This is a genomic window from Citrobacter sp. RHBSTW-01013, assembly GCF_013781985.1.
GTDB classification, from domain to species: domain Bacteria; phylum Pseudomonadota; class Gammaproteobacteria; order Enterobacterales; family Enterobacteriaceae; genus Citrobacter; species Citrobacter braakii.
The window spans coordinates 2,666,074-2,683,633 of record NZ_CP056185.1 but is presented as its reverse complement, the minus strand read 5'-3'; the positions used below and the strand labels follow the sequence as shown (position 1 = coordinate 2,683,633).

Genomic DNA, 17,560 nt, shown 5'->3' with positions numbered 1-17,560 from the left:
CGGGAGGGCAACGCTTTGGAGAATGCTCATGAAAGCCATGCGCTTTATTCGTGGTGTGTTGTTGCTGACGTGGCTTTTGCCGTGGATAGCGCAGGCCGCAGATGCCGATACCTTTACCGCCGCCAACCGGACTCAGCAGGCCGCCTTGCTAGAACAATGGTCGGTAAAACCCGATGTTCAACGCTTGCCGGTGCTCAAAGCGCTGAGTGATGAGAACCTGCTGACAGATAACGCGAAAAACGCGTTCATCATGAACGGCTCGCACGTACAACCGCTAGGAACGGCGGCAGGCCCGAACGGGGAGCTAAAAAAAATCCGCCTGACTAACCGCCTGCGTAATCTGGTTGCCGGAACCTTGGCCGTCCACCAGCTATTAAGTGACAGTGTCACGCAAAGGAGCGGGGCAGCGCGTACATTACAGCGTGAGGCCCAGCCGGAGATGCTGCCGTTTTTGCAGCAACGACTGGCCCAGGAGCCCGATGCTGACGTGAAATCTTTACTGGCTATTGCACTGGCAAACCTGCAACTGACCAGCACTTCGCCTGAGATCAGACGTCAGGCAATCGAACTGCTAGGGGCGTCGAACGATCCTGAAACCCAGGCGCGCCTGCAGCCATTCACCCATGCTGAACATGAACCTGATGCCCGCGTTCGTGCTGCCGCTGACGAAAGCCTGAATTCCATCGCGCATCGCATGAAGGTTGGCGATCTTCTTGGACAGGCATTTATGGGATTGTCGCTGGGCTCCATTTTGCTGCTGGCGGCATTGGGTCTGGCGATAACCTACGGCTTACTTGGCGTCATTAATATGGCGCATGGTGAGATGTTAATGCTCGGCGCTTACGGTACCTGGATGGTGCAACAGCTGATGGGCCAGTTTTTCCCGCAATGGTTGGCCTGGTATCCGGTTATTGCGCTTCCGGTCGCCTTTTTGCTTACCGCTGGGGTTGGAATGCTACTCGAGCGCGGAGTGATCCGCCATTTATACGGGCGTCCGCTCGAAACCCTGCTGGCAACGTGGGGGATCAGTCTGATGCTTATCCAGTTAGTGCGTATGTCCTTCGGCGCGCAAAACCTTGAAGTCGCAAATCCGGAATGGCTTTCCGGGGGCATTCAGGTTTATGCCAATCTGATTTTGCCGTGGAACCGAATTGTGGTGCTTGGCTTTGCCATTCTGGTGCTGTTCTTCACCTGGCTGTTGTTGAATAAAACCCGTCTCGGACTGCGCGTACGTGCGGTGACGCAAAATCGCAATATGGCGGCCTGCTGCGGCGTACCTACCGGACGAGTGGATATGCTGGCCTTTGGTCTTGGTTCAGGGATTGCCGGACTGGGGGGCGTAGCGCTCTCGCAGTTAGGCAACGTAGGACCGGAGCTGGGGCAAAGCTACATTATTGATTCGTTTCTGGTGGTGGTGCTGGGCGGCGTGGGACAACTCGCGGGGAGTGTAGCCGCTGCGTTTGGGCTTGGGATCTTCAACAAAATTCTTGAGCCTCAGGTGGGAGCGGTTCTCGGTAAGATTATGATTCTGGTGCTGATTATTTTGTTTATTCAGAAACGTCCTCAGGGGCTGTTCGCGTTGAAAGGGAGGGTTATTGACTGATGACGATGCCAATGACATTAACGCTGGCGCGTAAAGCGCCACGCGCGACACGCGTCCTGGGGCTGGGTTTACTGCTGGCGCTGATTATTCTGCCGTTTCTGGCGCTGTTACCTGCGGATCATCCGCTGGCCATATCGGTGTGGACATTGACTCTGGCCGGGAAAATTCTCTGCTATGCCATTGTGGCGGTGGCGCTGGATCTGGTGTGGGGCTATGCGGGAATGCTCTCGCTGGGCCACGGTATTTTCTTTGCGCTGGGGGGATATGCGATGGGAATGTATCTGATGCGCCAGGCTTCCGGCGAAGGATTACCGGCCTTTATGTCGTTTCTGTCGTGGACCGAGCTGCCCTGGTTTTGGTGGGGAACGCAACATTTTATCTGGGCGATGTTGCTGGTTGTGCTGGTGCCGGGCCTGCTGGCGCTGGTATTTGGCTGGTTTGCCTTCCGTTCAAAAATCAAAGGGGTTTATTTCTCCATCATGACCCAGGCCCTGACTTTCGCCGGAATGTTACTGTTTTTCCGCAACGAAACCGGCTTTGGGGGAAATAACGGTTTTACCGGCTTTACCACCATTCTGGGATTTCCGGTGACCGCGACCTCAACCCGTATCGCGCTGTTTCTGGCGACGGTCATGCTGCTGGTGCTGGCAATATGGCTGGGACTGGCGCTGGCCCGCAGTAAGTTTGGTCGAATTCTCACCGCCGTGCGTGACGCCGAGAACCGACTGATGTTCTGTGGTTACGATCCGAAAGGTTTCAAGCTGCTGGTGTGGACGCTTTCCGCCGTGCTGTGCGGCCTGGCGGGGGCGTTGTATGTCCCGCAGGTGGGAATCATTAACCCCAGCGAAATGTCGCCGACCAACTCGATAGAAGCGGCGATTTGGGTTGCCCTCGGCGGGCGTGGAACCCTGATTGGCCCGGTATTTGGCGCCGTACTGGTGAACGGCGCTAAAAGCCTGTTTACCGTCATTATGCCGGAATACTGGCAGCTGTTTCTTGGCCTGATCTTTATTGGCGTTACGCTTTTTTTGCCTCGTGGCGTGATGGGTCTGTTTCGCAAGGGAGACAAATAATGCAGCCAGATGAAGGGCTTTTTACTCGCCAGATGCCAGGCGATCGGTTTCGCAACCAAACGGACCCGGTGCTCCAGCTGGAAAAAATTAACGTTAACTTCGATGGCTTCCAGGCGTTAACGGATCTCACGCTCAATATTGGCGTTGGGGAACTGCGTTGCATCATTGGTCCCAACGGTGCCGGAAAAACGACGCTAATGGATGTTATTACCGGCAAAACCAGGCCGCAAAGTGGTCGGGCGATATACGATCAGTCGACCGATTTAACAACGCTGGACCCCATCGCCATTGCACGTCAGGGAATTGGGCGGAAGTTTCAGAAACCCACGGTATTTGAAGCGTTAACGGTGGAGGAAAATCTGGAGCTGGCGCTGAAAAGCGATAAATCTGTCTGGGGCTCTTTACGGGCGCGCCTCACCGGCGAACAACGGGATCGTATAGATGAAATACTGGCGCTGTTGCGGCTGGGCAACGAGCGAGCCCGCCGCGCCGGGCTGCTTTCTCACGGGCAAAAACAGTTTCTCGAAATTGGCATGCTGTTGGTACAGGAGCCGCATTTACTGCTGCTGGATGAACCCGCGGCGGGCATGACGGATGCGGAGACGGAATACACTGCGGAGCTGTTTCGTAAGCTTGCCGGGAAGCACTCGCTGATGGTTGTTGAGCACGATATGGGATTTGTCGAAACCATTGCCGATCGCGTCACGGTCTTACACCAGGGACGCGTTCTGGCTCAGGGAAGTCTGCGCGAAGTGCAGGCCAACGAGCAGGTTATTGAAGTTTATCTCGGGCGTTAAGGAGCACAGATGCTGCAGGTGAAAGAACTGAATCAATATTATGGTGGCAGCCATATTCTGCGAGGTGTGAACTTTGAGGCGCGTATCGGCGAGGTGACATGTCTGCTGGGGCGTAACGGCGTGGGTAAAACGACGCTTCTGAAGTGCCTGATGGGGCTTATTCCTGCCCGCAGCGGGAGTGTGTTCTGGCAGGAGAAAAATGTCACTCACTGGAAGCCGCATCAGCGGGTCAGGGCCGGTGTGGCGTATGTACCACAGGGTCGCGATATTTTTCCGCGTCTGACGGTAGAAGAGAACCTGCTGCTCGGCCTTTCCCGTTTTTCAGCACAGGAGGCCAGACATGTGCCGGATGATATCTATGCGCTCTTTCCAGTGCTACAGGAGATGAAACATCGGCGGGGCGGAGATTTGTCCGGCGGGCAACAGCAGCAACTGGCGATTGGGCGTGCGCTGGCCAGTCGCCCGCAGTTGTTGATCCTCGATGAGCCCACGGAGGGGATCCAGCCGTCAGTGATTAAAGAAATTGGGCAGGTGATTTCTCAACTGGCGCACCGGGGTGACATGGCCATTTTGCTGGTGGAGCAGTTCTATGATTTTGCGCAGCAACTGGCCGACAAATACTTACTCATGTCGCGAGGCAGCATTATTCAAAGCGGTGACGGTAAAAATATGGAATCCGAAGGCGTTCGAGGGCTGGTTGCCATTTGAGATTCGCGACAGAGCGGCTTTGGCTCTGTCGCGATCATCATTAGCAGACCGCCGTCTGGCCCCAGGGTTTGGCGCGCATGCCTTTTATCATTAGCGCCCAGGCAAGAACGATCGCCACCATCAGCGCCACAAACAGCGACCACGGCGGCAATGTGGTTAAAATGACGCCGCTGACTAATGGGTTTACCGCTGCGCCCAACCAGCCTAACGACTGGGCGGAAAAATAGCTGGCTTTCATTCCTGCAGGCGCGATGTTGTCGATGAGCATGTATTCACCCGGTGCGTAAATGACTTCGCCAATAGTGAAAAAGGCCGCAGAAATGCCCCATAACACCAGGTTGTTGCCGGAGAAGGTAAAGCCAACCAGACCGACCACAAAGAACAGCGTGCCTACAGTCATTAGCGGGCGGATATTGGTGGCGGTGAGCCTGCGCCCGAGGGCATATTGCAGTGATACCACAATGGCGGCGTTAACAGGCAGGACGACTGCCACCACTTTCTCGGCAAAATCGCCGTCTGCAACCACCATAACGTATTGCGAAATACAGGACGCAAAGGCACCACCAACGAATGACGCCAAAAATGCTGACAGCGTAAACCAGAATAATGCTCTGTCGCGCAGCAGTACCGAGGGGGACCAAACTGCGGCGTTCAAACCTTCTGATGCTGCTGGTGAACGTTTTACCCAGGTCTGGATAAATACCAGAGGGAGTGCTGAACATGCAGCAGCGAGCCAGAATGGCAGGTTAATGCTTTGCATCACCAGTAGCGTGCCCAGCGGTGGGCCTACGGTCCAGCCGATGTTCAGCACGGTATAGTTAAGCGAGAAAATTTTAGTCTTGTTGGTCGCCGAGAGATTATCGGCAAACCAGGCTTTCAGCACCGTGGCGAAGACGGAGTAGGCGCAGTTGATCAGGGCAAAGAGCAAAACCACTACCACTACGTTATGCACCAGTGGAATAGCAATAAAGCCAGAGGCAAAGCCGCAGATAGCCAGCAGCATATAGCGTTTTTTATCAAACTTGTCGGCCAGAATACCAAAGCCAAGGCTGAACACGACGCCAATGGTCAGTGCGACCGTCATCGCATAACCGATCAGGTCGACGCTCAGATTGTACTGTCGGCTGAGGTAGATCGTCATAAAGGGCAGCGTGGCGCCACGCCCAATCGTTAATAACAATGATGACGCGAGTAACGCGAGAGTGGACCTTCTCAGAGAGATATTCATTTTCCTGCCCGACAATGCATGTTGTTATGTTTTTTTTAGATATCAGAAACAAATAGCATGCTAAAAGTGTGATGTACACTCAATAAGTTGTCCGAAAATGCCCTGTGTGGCCTACCTGAATTAATGATCTGTTACGGCACAACGATTTCCGTTACTTTAATTTGTTTACAAAAATTTAATATTCGCAGGGGCGGTGGTATGTCGCGTAAAGACGGGTTATTAGCGTTACTGGTCGTTGTGGTTTGGGGGCTGAACTTTGTCGTCATCAAAGTGGGGCTACACAATATGCCACCCTTAATGCTGGCTGGGTTGCGTTTTTTACTGGTGGCATTTCCGGCGATTTTCTTCGTTGCCCGGCCGAAAATTCCGCTTTCACTGCTGCTCGGCTATGGGCTGACCATCAGTTTTGGGCAGTTCGCGTTTCTCTTTAGCGCCATCAAATTCGGTATGCCTGCCGGGTTAGCTTCTCTGGTATTACAGGCTCAGGCGTTTTTCACCATCATTCTGGGGGCATTCGCCTTTGGTGAACGTCTGCAAGGTAAACAACGGGTAGGGATTGCGCTGGCCATATTTGGCGTGCTGGTGCTGATTGAGGCCAGTCTGAACGGACAGCATGTCGGCATGCTCGGTTTTATGCTGACGCTGGCGGCGGCACTAAGCTGGGCCAGCGGTAATATCTTTAATAAAAAAATCATGCAGCATACGTCACGCCCGGCGGTGATGTCGTTGGTGGTATGGAGTGCGTTGATTCCTGTTGTCCCATTCTTCCTCGCCTCAATACTTCTCGATGGCCCAACGCAAATTATCCAAAGTCTGGTGACGATAGATATGACCACCATTCTGTCACTGGTTTATCTGGCGTTTGTGGCAACCATTGTGGGTTATGGCATCTGGGGATCTTTACTCGGGCGTTATGAGACATGGCGTGTCGCGCCGTTGTCGCTGTTGGTGCCGGTTGTTGGACTGGCGAGCGCGGCCGTGCTGCTGGATGAAACGCTTACCGGATTACAACTGCTCGGTGCGCTGCTGATCATGGCAGGATTGTACATTAATGTGTTTGGCTTTCGGTTGCGTAAGACTGCGCAGGCGAGAGGGTAAAAAAAAGCCCCGCAGTGACGGGGCAAAAAAATTACAGGTTGCGCATATTGTAATAAGGCACACCTAATTCGTCGGATTTGTCGCTGCCTGCACCCATATGATTAAAATCGAACGGGGACCGATCGTGCGCAGGCGGCATAATCATCGCGTCACGACTGTTTTGTGTGGCAGGTTGCGCGGTCTGTTCCGCCATGCTCTGGCCCGAAACAACATACAGCAGGGCCAGCATCGCATAAGACAGAAGTTTCATGATTTCCTCGGTTACGTCGTTAACTGGCGATTAGCAATTACATTGATTGAGTGGCAGCAAATAGCGTGATTCGCCGTGCATATTCGTCATACGGTATTTATGCGGCGGAACATCAAAATAGTTTTTGAATGTCCGGGTCAGCGTTTGCTGGGACTCAAAGCCGTAACGCTCCGCCAGATAAAGGATCGGCTCGTTACTCTCTTTTAATTTTTGCGCTATTTCAGTCATTTTACGGCTACGGATGTATTGACCCAGTGAATGACCGGTTTCTTTTTTAAACATCCGTTGCAGGTGCCATTTGGAGTAACCTGAACGCTCTGACACCTTTTCCAGCGAGAGCGGCGATTCAAGGTTATTTTCGATCCAGTCCAAAATGCTATGAATAGTGATTGTGTCAGTATTGCGTCTGGACATCGTCATACCTCTTTCTGTTTACGGCAGGATTTTCTTCAGCAAATGCTCAAGCGTGGTCACTTCATCCGCCGTTAAGTTTTTTGTTAGTTCCTGGTGCAGGTCTTGCCCTACTAATTGATGACACTGCTCGCAAATTGCCGCGCCATGCTCGGTGAGTTTCACCAGCACGCCTCGCTTGTCATGTGGATTCGGAAGCCTTTCTATCCAGCCTTTACAGGCCAGCCTGTCCAGCATCCGCGTCAGGGCGCCGAGATCGACAGACAGCACTTTTTTCAATTCGACAGGGGTAATACACACCGCGCAACGGATAGAGCAGAGCACCTTGAACTGCGATGCCGTGATATCCAGCGGTGACAGATAGTCGTTTAGTAAACGATCTTTTTTCTGATTAACCATGTAGATCAAACGACCCAGTGGGATGATTTCGTTAAACAGATCACTGGTGCTTTTCACAATGGTTGCCCTGGCAAGTAGTTAGTCACGGCTGATATTATTGCTTAGGCAAATATAAGTCAAATGAATGAGTCAGCAAATGCCACGTTTTGCTAAATCATCAGACTCAATATCTGGCGAGTGGAATTTTAACGGTTTGAAAATTATGGTTTATACGTGCGGATGAAAAATGAATCCTTACACCGCGAAAATGGCTTATCTCCCGGATTTCACCGTATACTTGCCGTTGACGATTAACGCACAGGAAAGATGACATTATGATGGACTTGTTTAAAGCAATAGGACTGGGGCTGGTAGTCCTGTTACCGTTGGCAAACCCGTTAACCACCGTGGCGTTGTTCCTCGGCCTTGCCGGCAACATGAACAGCGCAGAGCGTAACCGTCAGTCACTCATGGCGTCCGTTTACGTGTTTGCCATCATGATGGTGGCGTATTATGCCGGACAACTGGTGATGAATACCTTCGGGATTTCGATTCCCGGGTTACGTATCGCGGGCGGGTTAATCGTTGCGTTTATCGGCTTTCGAATGTTGTTTCCACAGCAGAAGGCACATGACTCTCCGGAAGCGAGAAGCAAATCAGAAGAACTGGAAGATGAACCGACGGCGAATATTGCATTTGTTCCGCTGGCCATGCCAAGCACCGCGGGTCCGGGTACGATTGCAATGATCATCAGCTCGGCGTCCACCGTGCGTCATGGGGCTGAGTTTCCGGACTGGGTGATAATGGTCGCACCGCCGATTATTTTTGCCGTGGTCGGGGTTATCCTGTGGGGCTGTTTGCGCAGTTCTGGCGGGATCATGCGTCTGGTCGGCAAAGGCGGTATTGAGGCGATCTCCCGTCTGATGGGCTTCCTGCTGGTATGTATGGGCGTGCAGTTTATTATTAACGGCGTGCTGGAAATCATTAAAACTTACGCTTAAAACAACGTGCCCGGTATTGTCTACCGGGCACGCTTTTATGAATGCTGAGGCTGCTCTTCCAGTGATACTGGCCATTTACGGAAGATAATCACCGACCATATGAACGCTACAACCGCAGGCACTGCACCTACGTAACCAATCGTAGACATTGACCAGTGCAGACTCACCTGATTTCCCACCAGCGCGCCAGCGCCTATCCCAATATTAAAGATACCTGAGAAAAGGGCCATTGCGACGTCGGTGGCATCTGGGGCCAGCGCCAGCACTTTGACCTGCATACCCAGGCCTATCAACATAATGGCGATGCCCCAGAATATACTCAGGACGGCCAGATGCATTTCGCTGTCCGCTGCGGGCAGTAACAGCACCAGGCACACCGTCAGCAGGGCAATGGCGCTACTAATCAATACGGAAGCATGTTGATTACCCAGCTTGCCAAAAATGACGCTACCGACAATACCTGCGCCACCCAGAACCAGCAGCAGCACGGTGGCAAAGTTTGCGCTCAGCCCGGCGACGGTCTGTACAAACGGTTCGATATAGCTGTAGGCCGTGTAATGCGCGGTGACCACAATCACCGTCAGCAGATACAGGCTCATCAATGCCGGACGGCGGAATAAAACCGGCAGGCTTTTTAATGAACCGGAATGCTCACTGGGTAATTTTGGCAGGAGCTTAATCAAGCAAAGTAGGGTGACTAACGCCCCCATACCGATGGCGAAGAAGGTGGTACGCCAGCCAAAATACTGGCCAACAATGCGCCCGATAGGCAGGCCCAGCACCATCGCCAGCGCGGTGCCGGTCGCAATCAGGCTGAGAGCCTGCGCGCGTTTCCCGGCAGGAGCCAGGCGAATCGCCAGCGATGCGGTGATCGACCAGAAAATAGCGTGGGCAAAAGCAATACCGATACGACTGATCACCAGAACGGTAAAATTCCATGCCAGGAAAGAGAGAACGTGGCTGGCGATAAAAACGACAAACAGGCAGATCAGAAGTTTGCGGCGTTCTACCTGGCTGGTAAGCAGCATGAAAGGCAGCGACATCAGGGCGACAACCCAGGCGTAGATCGTCAGCATGATCCCGACCTGAGCGGTCTGCATATTAAAACTTTGTGCGATGTCGGATAACAAACCGACAGGGACAAACTCGGTGGTATTGAAAATAAAACCGGCAATGGCAAGCGTAACTACCCGAAGCCACGCGACCTTGCGGGAAACAGTGTCTGTTGTCATATCAATTAGGTGGATTAGCTGCGAAAAGGTAAGGCCACGATCTTAAAACTTTTGCTGGCTAAAATACAATCATTTCGTGATGCAGATCTCATTTCATTGACTGGGTGGCAAAATTGACTGCCGAACATTTCGCGTAATTTTAACTATTTCATTATTAATGAAATTCCGGGCGTGCGAATTCACCCGGAACGCTATTTATGGCGTTGTTTGAGAATCGCGAATTATTCCGTGCTTTTCGACAACTGAGGGTTCAATACCTCAATAAACGCTTCCAGTTGCCTCGTCATTGCCCCTCTGCGCCAGACCAGCCACGTATTCAGCCAGCGCCAGTTTTCGCTTAGCGGCCAGGCGTGGACCTGATGGTGTCCTGGCATGCTCTCCAGCATCGAACGCGGGATCAGCGCGATACCCGCACCGGCAATGACGCAAGCCAGCATGCCGTGATACGACTCCATTTCATGAATGGTGCCGGGCATTGCGCGATCGGCATGAAACCAGCTTTCAAAATGGCGACGATAGGAACAGTTGGCGCGAAAGGCGTAAATGCTGCAACCGTTAACGTCGCTGGCCCGCTGGATAGGGGGATGACCGTGCGGAGTGACTATCATCATCTCTTCACGGTAGACCGGCATTCCTTCAAGACCTGGATGAGTAATTGGGCCGTCGACAAAGGCGGCGTTCAGCGTCCCGTCGAGCACGCCGTCCAGCATCGTGCCTGAAGGACCTGTCGCCAGCGCAAACTGAATTTTGGGGTAACGCTGATTATATTCAGCCAGCGTGGCGGGGATCCGCACAGCGGCAGTACTCTCGAGCGAGCCAAGAGAGAACAACCCCTGCGGTTCATCGCCGGCGACGACCATTCTCGCCTCGTCAACCAGGGCGAGGATCCGCTGGCTGTAGCGTAAAAAATTGTGCCCGGACGGGGAAAGCCGCAAACGCTGATTTTCACGAATAAACAGATCGACGCCAAGGTCGGCTTCAAGCTGGCGAATACGGGTGGTGAGATTGGATGGCACGCGATGCACCTTCGCGGCGGCCTGCGTAATACTGCCTGTCTCCGCGACGGCGTTGAACATTTCCAGTTGCGTCAGATCCATAATGTTCTCTGTTCGTGAATGGTGTGGTTAATATTATTCATTTTTCAGAAAGAGTAAATATGCGCATGATATGACCATACCCTGCGATAAAGAGAGGCACTTATGACTATCACAGCAGCAACACATGCGATTTCCGTTAACCCTACCAACGGTGAAAGGTTGGCGGCAATGCCGTGGGCCAGTACTGAAGAGATTGCACATGCGCTGAGCCTTGCCGCGAATGGCTACAGTGAATGGAAACACACTGCCGTTGAGCACCGTGCGCAAACGCTGCGTCATATCGGGCAGGCTCTGCGTCATCGCGCGGAAGAGATGGCGCAGTGTATCTCACGTGAAATGGGGAAACCCATCAAGCAGGCGCGTGGTGAAGTTGCCAAATCAGCCGCATTGTGTGACTGGTACGCCGAACATGGACCGGCGATGCTCAACCCGGAACCTACGCTGGTGGAGAACAACCAGGCGGTGATTGAATATCGCCCCGTTGGAACTATTCTGGCGATCATGCCGTGGAACTTCCCGCTCTGGCAGGTACTTCGCGGCGCCATTCCAATTCTGCTGGCCGGAAATGGCTATCTGTTAAAGCATGCGCCAAACGTAACCGGCTGTGCTGCGATTATCGCGCAGGTTTTTGCTGATGCGGGCGTTCCCGCGGGTGTTTATGGTTGGGTGAATGCCGATAACGCCGGGGTAAGTCAGATGATCAATGACCCGCGTATCGCGGCGGTAACGGTGACGGGCAGCGTTCGAGCCGGTGCGGCGATTGGTGCTCAGGCGGGTGCGGCGCTGAAAAAATGCGTGCTTGAACTGGGGGGTTCCGATCCGTTTATTGTCCTTAATGATGCTGACCTCGATCTGGCCGTTAAGGCGGCGGTCGCCGGTCGTTATCAGAATACCGGACAGGTTTGTGCGGCAGCAAAGCGCTTTATTATCGAAGAAGGAATTGCGGCAGAATTTACGGCTCGTTTTGTGGCGGCCGCGAGCGCGCTCAAAATGGGCGACCCGCTGAACGAAGAAAACGATCTGGGTCCGATGGCAAGATTTGATCTGCGCGATGAGCTGCATCAGCAGGTCGAAGCCTCCCTTGCCGAAGGCGCGCGGTTACTTCTCGGCGGGGAAAAAATCGCGGGTCAGGGCAATTACTATGCCGTGACGGTTCTGGGGGATGTCACCCCGGAGATGACAGCTTTTCGTCAGGAGCTGTTTGGCCCGGTTGCAGCGATTACCGTTGCAAAGAATGCGGAACATGCCTTAGCGCTGGCTAATGACAGTGATTTCGGCTTATCAGCCACGGTGTTCACCGCGGATGAAGCTCTGGCGCAGAAGATGGCGTCACGCCTGGAGTGTGGGGGCGTATTTATCAATGGTTACAGCGCCAGCGATGCCCGCGTTGCTTTTGGCGGCGTGAAGAAAAGTGGTTTTGGCCGCGAGCTTTCACACTTTGGTCTGCATGAGTTTTGTAATGTACAGACCGTCTGGAAAAACCGCCTCTGATGGTGTGGGTGCCTCCGACGGGGGCACCGGCCTTAATTCTGCGATGTTTCGGTCTGCGTCATGAATCTCACCCGCTCATGCAGACCGTGGCCAGATTCCGCCTTCCGGCCTGACGCTGCGTATTCAGCTCTGTTATACTCGCAGGCCTTTCATACCTGCGAGCAAGGAGCATGTTGTGGCCAGGGCCATGGACAATTCAATTTTAGAGACCATTGTGCAGCAGGTTCGTCCGCTGATTGGTCAGGGTAAAGTCGCTGATTACATTCCTGCCTTAGCTTCTGTCGACGGTTCAAAACTGGGTATTGCTATTTGCACCGTCGATGGACAGCACTATCAGGCGGGGGATGCGCAAGAGCGCTTTTCTATTCAGTCAATTTCAAAGGTGCTCAGTCTGGTCGTGGCGATGCGTCACTATCAGGAAGATGAGATCTGGCAACGCGTCGGCAAGGATCCTTCCGGGCATCCTTTTAATTCCCTGGTGCAGCTGGAAATGGAGCAAGGGATCCCACGCAATCCCTTTATCAACGCCGGGGCGCTGGTGGTTTGCGATATGCTGCAAGGACGTCTGAGCGCACCGCGTCAACGGATGCTGGAAGTGGTACGGGCGCTAAGCGGCGTTTCGGATATCGCCTATGATGCGACGGTGGCGCGTTCTGAGTTTGAGCACTCGGCGCGTAACGCGGCTATTGCCTGGTTAATGAAGTCCTTTGGCAATTTTCACCACGACGTGACCACCGTTTTGCAAAATTACTTTCACTACTGCGCACTGAAAATGAGCTGTGTGGAGCTGGCGCGCACGTTCGTCTTTCTGGCAAATCAGGGACATGCTTTTCATCTTGCTGAGCCCGTGGTGACGCCCATGCAGGCCCGACAGATCAACGCGCTGATGGCGACCAGTGGCATGTATCAGAACGCAGGGGAATTTGCCTGGCGAGTGGGCTTACCGGCGAAATCTGGTGTGGGGGGCGGTATCGTGGCTATCGTGCCTCACGAGATGGCGATTGCCGTCTGGAGTCCGGAACTGGATGCGGCGGGAAATTCGCTGGCGGGTATCGCCGTGCTGGAGCAATTAACGCAACAACTGGGGCGCTCGGTTTACTGATGAACTCGCTCGATCCTCTTTTTGCCCGGCTGGCGAAATCAACGTTTCGCTCGCGGTTTCGCCTTGGCCAGAAAGAAAGGCAGTATTGTCTGGATAAAGGCGCGCCGGTTATCGAACAACACGCCACGGATTTTATTGCCAAACGGCTGGCGCCCGCGTTTCCTGCCAATGACGGTAAGCAGACACCCATGCGCGGGCATCCGGTATTTATCGCTCAACATGCTACGGCGACCTGTTGTCGGGGATGTCTGGCGAAATGGCATGATATCCCTCAGGGTGTGGCGTTAAACGATGAACAGCAGCGTTACGTTGTCACGGTTATCTATCACTGGCTAGTGATCCAGATGAACAAGCCATAGATAACATAATCCTATGATATGACTCCTTGTGTTGTGCAATTGTTAAAAGCAGTATGAAGGGGTCATTCTAAGGAGAAAAAAATGGCTTCCTGTAAACCCTGCTTTGTGCTGAGCGCGGCCCAGATTCTGTCGAGAATCGATGAATTCAGCGACATCCTTGAAACATGCGTCAATGATGGCGCCTCTGTCAGCTTTATGCTCCCTTTTAGTGGTGATAAATCACGGCCTTTCTGGATAAGTGTCGCGCAAAGCGTTGACCGTGGAGAAAGGATTGTTCTGGGTACGCAGAACGCACAGGGGATGCTTGTCGGTACCGTCCAGCTCATTATCGATCAACCCGAAAACCAACCTCATCGTGCTGATGTCGCTAAGTTGCTGGTTCACCCCTCCGCGCGGCGCGGTGGGGTTGCCCGGACGTTGATGAACGAACTCGAAAACTGCGCGCGTCAGCAAGGGAAAACGCTGCTGGTGCTTGATACAGCGACGGGGAGTGACGCTGAGTTGTTCTACCACAATTGTGGATGGCAAAAAGTAGGGGTGATACCGGACTATGCAAAAATGCCTGACGGGAAGCTGACCGGGACCACACTTTTCTACAAAACTCTCTAATTTGTCGCCGGGGATTGATCAAAACAGGGTTTCAATGTATTAAAGTTTGCTAACCTATTGGACCAATTCAATCAGGTTGTATGACTAATTAAAAAGGGAACCCATTGTGCAAACACTAAATCGTCGCGATTTCCCCGGTGCTCAGTATCCTGAACGCATTATTCAGTTTGGTGAAGGAAACTTCCTGCGCGCCTTTGTTGACTGGCAAGTCGATTTGCTGAACGAACATACCGATCTGAACGCTGGTGTAGTCATTGTTCGTCCCATCGAAAGTACCTTCCCGCCATCGCTGAGTACGCAGGATGGTCTCTATACCACCATCATTCGTGGTTTGAATGAGAAGGGTGAGGCCGTAAGCGATGCCCGTTTGATCCGTTCGGTTAACCGCGAAATCAGCGTCTATAGCGAATACGATGAGTTCCTGAAGCTGGCGCATAATCCAGATATGCGTTTTGTGTTCTCCAATACGACTGAAGCGGGCATCAGCTACCACGCGGGCGATAAGTTTGAGGATGCACCGGCCGTGAGTTATCCGGCTAAACTGACCCGACTGTTGTTCGAACGCTTCAGCCATTTTAATGGCGCGTCGGATAAAGGCTGGATTATCATTCCTTGCGAACTGATTGATTACAATGGTGATGCGCTGCGTGAACTGGTGCTGCGCTACGCTCAGGAGTGGGCGCTGCCGGAGGCATTTATTCAGTGGCTGGATCAGGCCAACGCATTTTGCTCCACGCTGGTGGACCGCATTGTTACCGGTTATCCGCGTGACGAAGTGAAGAAACTGGAAGCTGAGTTGGGCTATCACGATGCCTTCCTCGACACTGCAGAACACTTCTATCTGTTCGTTATTCAGGGACCGAAGTCATTAGCTGCAGAGCTGCGTCTGGATAAGTATCCGCTTGATGTCCTGATTGTTGATGACATCAAACCGTACAAAGAACGAAAAGTGGCGATTCTCAACGGCGCACACACCGCACTGGTTCCCGTTGCCTGGCTGGCAGGGCTGGACACCGTAGGTGAGGCGATGAATGACGCAGAGATTTGCGCCTTCGTTGAAAAAGCAATTTATGAAGAGATCATTCCGGTACTGGATTTACCCCGCGATGAGCTGGCGTCTTTCGCCAGCGCGGTGACCGGTCGATTCTGCAATCCGTACATCAAGCATCAGTTGCTGTCGATTGCCCTGAACGGCATGACTAAATTCCGTACCCGTATATTGCCGCAGCTGCTGGCAGGGCAACATGCCAGCGGTAAACTGCCGGCGCGCCTGACGTTTGCGCTTGCCGCGCTGATAGCTTTCTATCGTGGAGAGCGTAACGGTGAGGCTTATCCGGTCCAGGATGATGCGCACTGGGTGGCACGTTTTCAACAGCTGTGGTCCCAGCATCATGACCGCCAGATAAGCACAGACGAGTTAGTCAAATCGGTACTGGACGTTAAAGAACACTGGGAACAGGATCTGACCCAGGTTTCCGGACTCGTGGAGCAGGTTTCAGCCGATCTGGATACCATTCTGGCCAAAGGCATGCGTGAAGCCGTTAAGCCATTATGCTAAGAAGACAACCCGGCTCAGGCCGGGTTTTTTATAGAACATTCATTAGTTACAACATGCTATTGTTTATTAATGACTACACCGTTCTGTAACTCCGGTGCGCGGTGGTTCTGGCAGCGCAAAAGTTGTTTAGTTAATGTTGCGATTAACTTGCAACATTGATCATGATCGCGTCTAATGTGATGGATTTCACATTTTCCCGAAGAAAACCATGATCGTTCGCCCCCAACAACACTGGCTACGCCTGATATTCGTCTGGCATGGGTCAGTATTATCCAAAATCTTTTCACGACTGCTGCTGAACTTCCTGCTCTCCATCGCCGTTATTATCATGCTTCCGTGGTATACGATGCTGGGAATCAAATTCACCCTGGCGCCATTCAGCATTCTCGGCGTGGCGATTGCAATCTTTTTAGGTTTTCGCAATAACGCCTGTTATTCACGTTACGTTGAGGCCCGACACCTGTGGGGGCAGTTGATGATTGCTTCCCGATCGCTACTGCGTGAGGTAAAAACCACCTTACCGGATGACGCCGAATTAGGGCAGTTTGTTCGTCTGCAAATCGCGTTTGCCCACTGTTTACGCATGACTTTACGTCGAAAGCCACAGGCAGAGCCGTTGGCGAAGTACCTCAGCGAGAAAGATCTGCAGACGGTATTTGCCTCACAATCTCCAGCAAACCGCATTTTGTTGTTGATGGGAGAGTGGTTGGCCGTGCGCAGGCGTAATGGTCAACTGTCAGACATATTATTTCATAGTTTAAACAATAGGTTAAACGATATGTCTGCGGTACTGGCTGGTTGTGAGCGGATTGCGAATACGCCGGTCCCGTTTGCTTATACTTTGATCCTTCATCGCACGGTATACCTGTTTTGTATCATGCTGCCATTCGCGTTAGTGGTGGATCTGCACTACATGACACCGTTTATCTCTGTGCTTATTTCCTATACATTTATCTCGCTCGACACGCTTGCAGAAGAGCTTGAAGATCCGTTTGGCACAGAGAACAATGACCTGCCGCTGGATGCGATTTGCAATGCGATCGAAATCGATTTGCTGCAGATGAACGATGAAACAAATGTGCCAGCAAAACACATGCCTGATAAGCATTACCAACTAACTTAGTTACGTTCGTTTTGCCACCAGTCTGGCTGCATATCGGAAAACGAATGAAACTCTAGCGCCAGGTCTTCATCGTTAGGGTCATCAAAAGCCCCGGCTAAAAGTGCAATTACCGGGGCATCATCAATAGCGCCCACGGAACTGCCGCACTGAGGGCAAAAGGCTCGACAACTCGTTTCTGATGAGCGCCAGGTTGTCGGTTTTCCGGCTTTTCCCGTCCATTCTACATTTTCTGCATCAAACTCAATCCAGACGACGGTCGGTGCGCCCGTATGTTTCCGGCATATATCGCAGGAGCAGGTATGGGAATTATTAGGACTGCTGGCCGTGAAGCGGATCGAACCACAAAGACACCCACCAATGTAGACTTTAGACATAACAACTCCCGTCAGAAACACGTGGCAAGACACTAGCAGATGCCTCGCATTGTCACTAGATCCTTATG

General features: G+C 52.7%; 19 protein-coding genes. 12 read left to right on the top strand and 7 right to left on the bottom strand.

The genetic code is table 11. From position 1 onward, the window contains the following. Positions 1–28 precede the first annotated feature (28 nt). The 4 genes from urtB to urtE are packed head-to-tail and all read left to right on the top strand — an operon-like array spanning position 29 to position 4,181. On the top strand, positions 29–1,603 hold the full coding sequence (urtB, locus tag HV350_RS12980; protein WP_181628637.1) for an urea ABC transporter permease subunit UrtB: 1,575 nt from the start codon (positions 29–31) through the stop codon (positions 1,601–1,603). Further along, positions 1,603–2,676 (top strand): urea ABC transporter permease subunit UrtC, encoded by a 1,074-nt coding sequence (urtC, locus tag HV350_RS12975; RefSeq protein ID WP_016153066.1) that lies wholly within the window; start codon positions 1,603–1,605, stop codon positions 2,674–2,676. Before urtB ends, urtC begins: the two co-directional genes overlap by 1 nt. Continuing rightward, on the top strand, positions 2,676–3,473 hold the full coding sequence (gene urtD / locus HV350_RS12970; protein WP_016153067.1) for an urea ABC transporter ATP-binding protein UrtD: 798 nt from the start codon (positions 2,676–2,678) through the stop codon (positions 3,471–3,473). The genes urtC and urtD overlap by 1 nt, the downstream gene beginning before the upstream one ends. Positions 3,474–3,482: 9 nt before the next feature. Further along, positions 3,483–4,181 carry an urea ABC transporter ATP-binding subunit UrtE gene (gene urtE / locus HV350_RS12965; RefSeq protein WP_181628635.1) on the top strand — a complete coding sequence of 233 codons (699 nt, stop codon included), beginning with the start codon at positions 3,483–3,485 and terminating at the stop codon, positions 4,179–4,181. A 40-nt stretch (positions 4,182–4,221) separates the two neighbouring features. Here the strand turns inward: urtE and ydeE are convergent, their stop codons facing one another. Further along, positions 4,222–5,409, bottom strand: coding sequence for an efflux MFS transporter YdeE (gene ydeE / locus HV350_RS12960; RefSeq protein WP_047359042.1), 1,188 nt, complete (start codon positions 5,407–5,409; stop codon positions 4,222–4,224). A 198-nt stretch (positions 5,410–5,607) separates the two neighbouring features. Between ydeE and eamA the strand changes: the two genes are divergently transcribed. Continuing rightward, on the top strand, positions 5,608–6,507 hold the full coding sequence (gene eamA / locus HV350_RS12955) for an O-acetylserine/cysteine exporter (protein ID WP_019076776.1): 900 nt from the start codon (positions 5,608–5,610) through the stop codon (positions 6,505–6,507). 31 nt (positions 6,508–6,538) lie between these two features. On the opposite strand, the gene marB is transcribed toward eamA, so the two are convergent. The 3 genes from marB to marR are packed head-to-tail and all read right to left on the bottom strand — an operon-like array spanning position 6,539 to position 7,624. Further along, positions 6,539–6,757, bottom strand: a complete 219-nt coding sequence (gene marB / locus HV350_RS12950; RefSeq protein ID WP_016153071.1) for a multiple antibiotic resistance protein MarB — start codon at positions 6,755–6,757, stop codon at positions 6,539–6,541. A gap of 30 nt (positions 6,758–6,787) precedes the next feature. Then, complete coding sequence (gene marA / locus HV350_RS12945) at positions 6,788–7,171, bottom strand: MDR efflux pump AcrAB transcriptional activator MarA (protein WP_003032424.1); 384 nt, start codon at positions 7,169–7,171, stop codon at positions 6,788–6,790. Between the two features lie 18 nt (positions 7,172–7,189). Further along, positions 7,190–7,624 (bottom strand): multiple antibiotic resistance transcriptional regulator MarR, encoded by a 435-nt coding sequence (gene marR, locus HV350_RS12940; RefSeq protein ID WP_016156485.1) that lies wholly within the window; start codon positions 7,622–7,624, stop codon positions 7,190–7,192. A gap of 257 nt (positions 7,625–7,881) precedes the next feature. Here marR and HV350_RS12935 point away from each other — a divergent pair, with 257 nt between their 5' ends. Further along, a complete protein-coding gene (locus HV350_RS12935) occupies positions 7,882–8,547 on the top strand; it encodes a MarC family NAAT transporter (RefSeq protein ID WP_016153073.1) in 666 nt (221 codons plus the stop codon). Positions 8,548–8,582: 35 nt separating this feature from the next. Here the strand turns inward: HV350_RS12935 and HV350_RS12930 are convergent, their stop codons facing one another. Both HV350_RS12930 and HV350_RS12925 read right to left on the bottom strand, forming a co-directional pair. After that, positions 8,583–9,779, bottom strand: a complete 1,197-nt coding sequence (locus HV350_RS12930; RefSeq protein ID WP_019076778.1) for a sugar transporter — start codon at positions 9,777–9,779, stop codon at positions 8,583–8,585. A gap of 221 nt (positions 9,780–10,000) precedes the next feature. Beyond that, entirely contained in the window at positions 10,001–10,876 is an 876-nt protein-coding gene (locus HV350_RS12925) for a LysR family transcriptional regulator (RefSeq protein ID WP_016153075.1), read from the bottom strand. Positions 10,877–10,978: 102 nt separating this feature from the next. On the opposite strand from HV350_RS12925, the gene sad reads away from it, so the two are divergent. From sad to HV350_RS12895, 6 genes are all read left to right on the top strand, one after another. Then, complete coding sequence (gene sad, locus HV350_RS12920; protein WP_046276382.1) at positions 10,979–12,367, top strand: succinate-semialdehyde dehydrogenase; 1,389 nt, start codon at positions 10,979–10,981, stop codon at positions 12,365–12,367. A 175-nt stretch (positions 12,368–12,542) separates the two neighbouring features. Beyond that, entirely contained in the window at positions 12,543–13,469 is a 927-nt protein-coding gene (gene glsB / locus HV350_RS12915) for a glutaminase B (RefSeq protein WP_016153077.1), read from the top strand. Continuing rightward, positions 13,469–13,828, top strand: coding sequence for a DUF4186 domain-containing protein (locus HV350_RS12910; protein ID WP_047359047.1), 360 nt, complete (start codon positions 13,469–13,471; stop codon positions 13,826–13,828). The genes glsB and HV350_RS12910 overlap by 1 nt, the downstream gene beginning before the upstream one ends. Before the next feature lie 81 nt (positions 13,829–13,909). Next, positions 13,910–14,437: a GNAT family N-acetyltransferase gene (locus tag HV350_RS12905; RefSeq protein ID WP_181628633.1), complete on the top strand. Its 528-nt coding sequence runs from the start codon at positions 13,910–13,912 to the stop codon at positions 14,435–14,437. A gap of 106 nt (positions 14,438–14,543) precedes the next feature. Further along, the gene (locus tag HV350_RS12900) at positions 14,544–15,995 is read left to right on the top strand and encodes a tagaturonate reductase (RefSeq protein WP_181628632.1); all 1,452 of its coding nucleotides are present in this window, start codon (positions 14,544–14,546) and stop codon (positions 15,993–15,995) included. Between the two features lie 208 nt (positions 15,996–16,203). Then, entirely contained in the window at positions 16,204–17,118 is a 915-nt protein-coding gene (locus tag HV350_RS12895; protein WP_016153081.1) for a bestrophin family protein, read from the top strand. On the opposite strand, the gene HV350_RS12890 is transcribed toward HV350_RS12895, so the two are convergent. Further along, a complete protein-coding gene (locus HV350_RS12890; RefSeq protein ID WP_181628630.1) occupies positions 17,115–17,492 on the bottom strand; it encodes a GFA family protein in 378 nt (125 codons plus the stop codon). The genes HV350_RS12895 and HV350_RS12890 overlap by 4 nt on opposite strands. Positions 17,493–17,560: the final 68 nt, after the last annotated feature.